The sequence below is a fragment of the Streptomyces sp. NPDC055078 genome (assembly GCF_053607985.1).
In genome coordinates this window covers 1-3,840 of the sequence record NZ_JBSGUP010000745.1, presented here as the reverse complement: position 1 = coordinate 3,840, position 3,840 = coordinate 1, and the positions used below count along the sequence as shown (strand labels likewise).

Below are 3,840 nucleotides of genomic sequence, written 5' to 3'. Positions count from 1 at the left end.
GTCCCCGACCGGACCCGGGCAGGCGCCGTGCCATGTCCCGGGCCGTCCCCGGCACAGGTGCTCGCGTGATAGCGGTGATCAGAGTCCCGTTGTCGTACACATGACGTAATCTCGGCATACCTGTCGAACTGTCAACCAACTGACAACCGCTGAGCAGCGAGTGAAGGGGGAGCCGCGCCGTGGTCGCAGCGTTCGGAGCCGGGGGACCGGCCATCAGCCTCGAAAAGGTACAGCAGAAGGCTCCCGCACTGGTCAGCCTCTACAAGTCGGCGGGTGTCTCCCTGCGGAAGCACGGACTCGACGGCCACCGGGCAGCGGTGTATCTGGTCCTCGACTACTCCGGCTCGATGCGGGACTACTACAAGGACGGCAGTGTGCAGGCCCTTGCCGACCGGGTGCTGGGGCTCGCGGCCAATCTCGACGACGACGGCATCGTGCCCGTCGTCTTCTTCTCCACCGATGTCGACGCCGTCACCGACATCGCCCTGGAGAACCACGCGGGCCGGGTCGGGCACATCGTCGCGGGCCTCGGGCACATGGGCAAGACCAGCTACCACCTCGCGATGGACGCCGTCATCGACCACTACATCGACAGCGGCTCCACCGCCCCCGCGCTGGTCGTCTTCCAGACCGACGGCGGCCCCATCAACAAGCGCGCGGCCGAGATGTATCTGTGCAAGGCCGCGCGGCTGCCCCTGTTCTGGCAGTTCGTCGGCTTCGGCAACAAGCGCAGCACCCAGTTCGACTTTCTGCGCAAGCTGGACGAACTCCCCGTGCCCGCCAGACGGCCCGTGGACAACGCCGGCTACTTCCACGCCGGGATGGACCCCCGGCAGGTCTCGGACGGTGAGCTGTACGACCGGCTCGTGAGCGAGTTCCCGCTGTGGCTGACCGCCGCGCGGGCCCAGGGCATCGCGCGCTAGCTGTATCGCCCTGTGAGGCTGGGGACGGGGTCAGGTGCCGGGGATGTAGTAGCGGTAGACCTCCGTGACCGTCGGACGCTCCGACGAGACCGGCATTCCCTGGTGCTCCGCGACCGGCATCATCACGGTGAAGAACTTGTCCATGGCCTCCTCGGACTCCCAGAGGTCGAAGACCTCGATGCCCGAGCCGGCCGGGGTGCACATATGGGCCAGACAGCCCGCGTAGGTGTCGCCGGGGAGCGCCTGGAGTTCGGTGTTCAGGGCGTCGTACTGATCGGTGCTGACGTCCGGGAGCTTGGCATGCATCAAAATCGCCATCGGATCCTCCTGGAACGGGGGCCGCGGACCCTCCCACCGCCACGGTGGCGTTCCGTACCCGTCTACCAGCACAACACGTTCGCCGCCCGATGTGAATCCTGACAGAAGATGTCTGGGTTCGGTGTTTGGATTCCGCCATGACCCCACCTTCCGCATGGGCGGACTTCCAGGCGGCCGAGCCCGCGTTCGCCGATCTCGCCCGGGCCCGCTTCGAGAGCCACCGTCACCATGTGCTCGCCACCCTCCGCAAGGACGGGTCGCCCCGGGTGACCGGGCTCGAAGTCACCATCCGCGCGGGTGAACTGTGGCTCGGCATGATGCACGGCTCCCGCAAGGCGCTCGATCTGCGCCGGGACGCCCGGTGCGCCGTGCACGCGAACCCCGGCGGTGAGGACACCATGGCCGACGGCGACATCAAGCTCTCCGGCCGCGCGGTCGAAGTGACCGACCCCGACGACATCGCCCGCTTCACCGAGGCCGTGAAGCCGCCGGAGCCGTTCCATCTCTTCCGGGTCGAGCTGACGGATGTGGTGCGGACGTATGTCGACGGCGACGAACTGGTGGTCCAGTCCTGGCACCCGGGCGCTCCGGCGGTGACCCGGCGCCGCGCCTGAGCGCATGCGCTTGTGGCTTTGGCATGCCCCGGCGCGGGTCCTGGAGCTGTTCCGGTCCCCGGGCCGAACGGTCCGTCCTCAAGCGCCGGACGGGCTGGTTGTGGTGACCCTGGTTGTCCGGGGAGTGGCCCACGACGTGAGTGTTCGCGCTCCCTGGGGGGCGAGTTCAGCCTCGTCGGCGTTGAGGCGCTGGGGGTCCCCCCACGCCGCAGGGCGTAGGGGGAGGTTCGGGGCGGAGCCCCGACAAGGGCTCGGGCTGTGGGGCGTGCCGGTCCGTCCTCAAGCGCCGGACGGGCTGACGGTGCGGACCCGGTCGGGAATTCAGCCCCGCCTGGGGGCACCCCCACCCAGGTGAAGCTCTGGGGGCGATCAAGGCGCGGGGGCGCGGGGGGCGGAGCGGCCGGGATCAGGGCAAGGTCGGCAGGACCCGGGCGCGGCAGATCTCCCCGCGCTCCCTACACGGTCGGCCGAGGGACGCCGATGGGGTTCGGGTAGCGCAGCGTCCGGGCGACGGTCTCCGCCAGCGGGCTCAGCGCCGCGAGCAGGGCTGCCGAGACGGCGGGGGTCAGATCGGGCCAGGCGCGGGCCGCCGCCCGGTCGGTCGCCCGTTCCACCTCGTCGAGCAGCCCGCGCCCGGCCGCCGTCGTACCGGACTCGTCGAGCAGGCCGCGCCCGGTGAGCCGCCGGGCCGCCGCGTCCCACTCCTCGTCCGTCCACCCCCGGTACGGCTGGAGTTCGGAGCGCGGCAGATCCGCCCCCGCCCGGAGCACCAGCACCTCACAGCCGTCGAGGTCCGCCGCGACCAGCGCCGCGAGATGCCCGTCGCCCCGGTGTTCGCGCAGCAGCGTCGCCGCGTGCCACAGCAGATCGAACGGCTCGTCGCCGCCGGGCACGGGCAGCGCCGCGTTCGCCCCGGCCAGCGGACGTCCCGCACAGTCCAGCGCCCGCGCGTACGGCGCGAGGAGCGCCGCCGCCCGCTCCACCGCGCCCTCCTGCCCCGCGAGCAGCCGCCGCAGCGCCTCGCGCGCCCCCGCCCGGCGCACCTCCAGGGCCCGTTCGGGCGCGGTCACTTCCCACACGGCGGGCAGCGCCAGCGCCACCATGTGCGGTGCGTAGGAGTAGAAGGCCGCCGCTACGTGCTCGGCGGGCGCCTTCCCGAACGGCGCGGCCCGCCCGGCGAAATAGCCTTGCCAGAATCCCTCAAGACCCGCGTCCTCGAACGCGGTGACGGCCTCGGGGGCGAAGTACGTAACGGAGTGAATCGGCTCGAACAGAGTCCACAGATCACGCGGTGTGACGGTGTGGGTATCGACGGTAGTTGTCATGGCGGACATTGTGCCGGGCGATGTGATCCTGGACACATTCCGGTTGTGGCATGCATCGACACCCCGGGGTGGACCGAGACGAGCCGCGTCGACTGATCCGGCCTCGCGAAGTCGAAGCCCCCGAGGTCGGAGATGACACGGGGGACACGGGGGACACGGTGGAAGCGGGGGACACGGGGGATACGGGGGAAGCGGAACGCGTTCGGCCCGGCCGGCCCCGCCCGCACCCGCTCACCGACACCTCGGCACCACCCCACCGAGCCACCCCCGCACCCCCTCGTCCCCGATCAGCCCGACCGCCTCCACCGCGGTCTCCCGGGCCACCCCATCCGGCTTCCCGTCCGCCAGCAACCCCGCCAGCGTCTCGACCGCGCGCCCGTCCTGACGCTTCGCCAGGCCGAGCGCCGCCTCGGCCGAGATCGTCGGGACGACATCTCCCAGCCGCTCGGCCAGCGCCTCCCGGACGGCGGAGGTGTCCGCGTCCAGGCGGGCCAGCGCGGCGACGGCCCGCTCCCTGACCCGGTCGTCCCCGTCCCGGCCCAGCACGATGAGCGCGCCGATGCCTTCGGGCTGAGGCCGATCCCCCGCCGCGAGGGCGCCCAGCGCCGCCGCCACCTCCCGCCGCACCTCCGGCGCCGGGTGCCCGGCATGACGCAGCAC

The 3,840-nt window shown here is 71.7% G+C and carries 5 protein-coding genes and 1 pseudogene; 2 read left to right on the top strand and 4 right to left on the bottom strand.

Annotated features, from left to right (window positions below):
* Nucleotides 1-179 precede the first annotated feature (179 nt).
* Entirely contained in the window at nt 180-923 is a 744-nt protein-coding gene (locus ACWF94_RS35895; protein ID WP_453498560.1) for a VWA domain-containing protein, read from the top strand.
* 30 nt (nt 924-953) lie between these two features.
* On the opposite strand, the gene ACWF94_RS35890 is transcribed toward ACWF94_RS35895, so the two are convergent.
* Nucleotides 954-1,241 (bottom strand): hypothetical protein, encoded by a 288-nt coding sequence (locus ACWF94_RS35890; RefSeq protein WP_453498557.1) that lies wholly within the window; start codon nt 1,239-1,241, stop codon nt 954-956.
* Nucleotides 1,242-1,378: 137 nt separating this feature from the next.
* Between ACWF94_RS35890 and ACWF94_RS35885 the strand changes: the two genes are divergently transcribed.
* Nucleotides 1,379-1,855, top strand: coding sequence for a pyridoxamine 5'-phosphate oxidase family protein (locus tag ACWF94_RS35885; protein WP_453498554.1), 477 nt, complete (start codon nt 1,379-1,381; stop codon nt 1,853-1,855).
* A 455-nt stretch (nt 1,856-2,310) separates the two neighbouring features.
* Here ACWF94_RS35885 and ACWF94_RS35880 read toward each other — a convergent pair whose 3' ends face one another.
* The 3 genes and pseudogenes from ACWF94_RS35880 to ACWF94_RS35870 form a co-directional block, all read right to left on the bottom strand.
* On the bottom strand, nt 2,311-3,180 hold the full coding sequence (locus tag ACWF94_RS35880) for an SCO6745 family protein (RefSeq protein ID WP_453498551.1): 870 nt from the start codon (nt 3,178-3,180) through the stop codon (nt 2,311-2,313).
* A gap of 53 nt (nt 3,181-3,233) precedes the next feature.
* Nucleotides 3,234-3,359: pseudogene (locus tag ACWF94_RS35875) on the bottom strand (CoA-transferase); the annotation flags it as partial.
* 52 nt (nt 3,360-3,411) lie between these two features.
* A partial coding sequence (locus ACWF94_RS35870) for a HEAT repeat domain-containing protein (protein ID WP_453498549.1) occupies nt 3,412-3,840 on the bottom strand: 429 nt, incomplete at its 5' end.

Bases quoted from the DNA above. Each gene is read 5' to 3' on its own strand.
- ACWF94_RS35890 (WP_453498557.1), bottom strand. From the start codon at position 1,241: ATGGCGATTTTGATGCATGCCAAGCTCCCGGACGTCAGCACCGATCAG.
- ACWF94_RS35885 (WP_453498554.1), top strand. From the start codon at position 1,379: ATGACCCCACCTTCCGCATGGGCGGACTTCCAGGCGGCCGAGCCCGCG.
- ACWF94_RS35880 (WP_453498551.1), bottom strand. From the start codon at position 3,180: ATGACAACTACCGTCGATACCCACACCGTCACACCGCGTGATCTGTGG.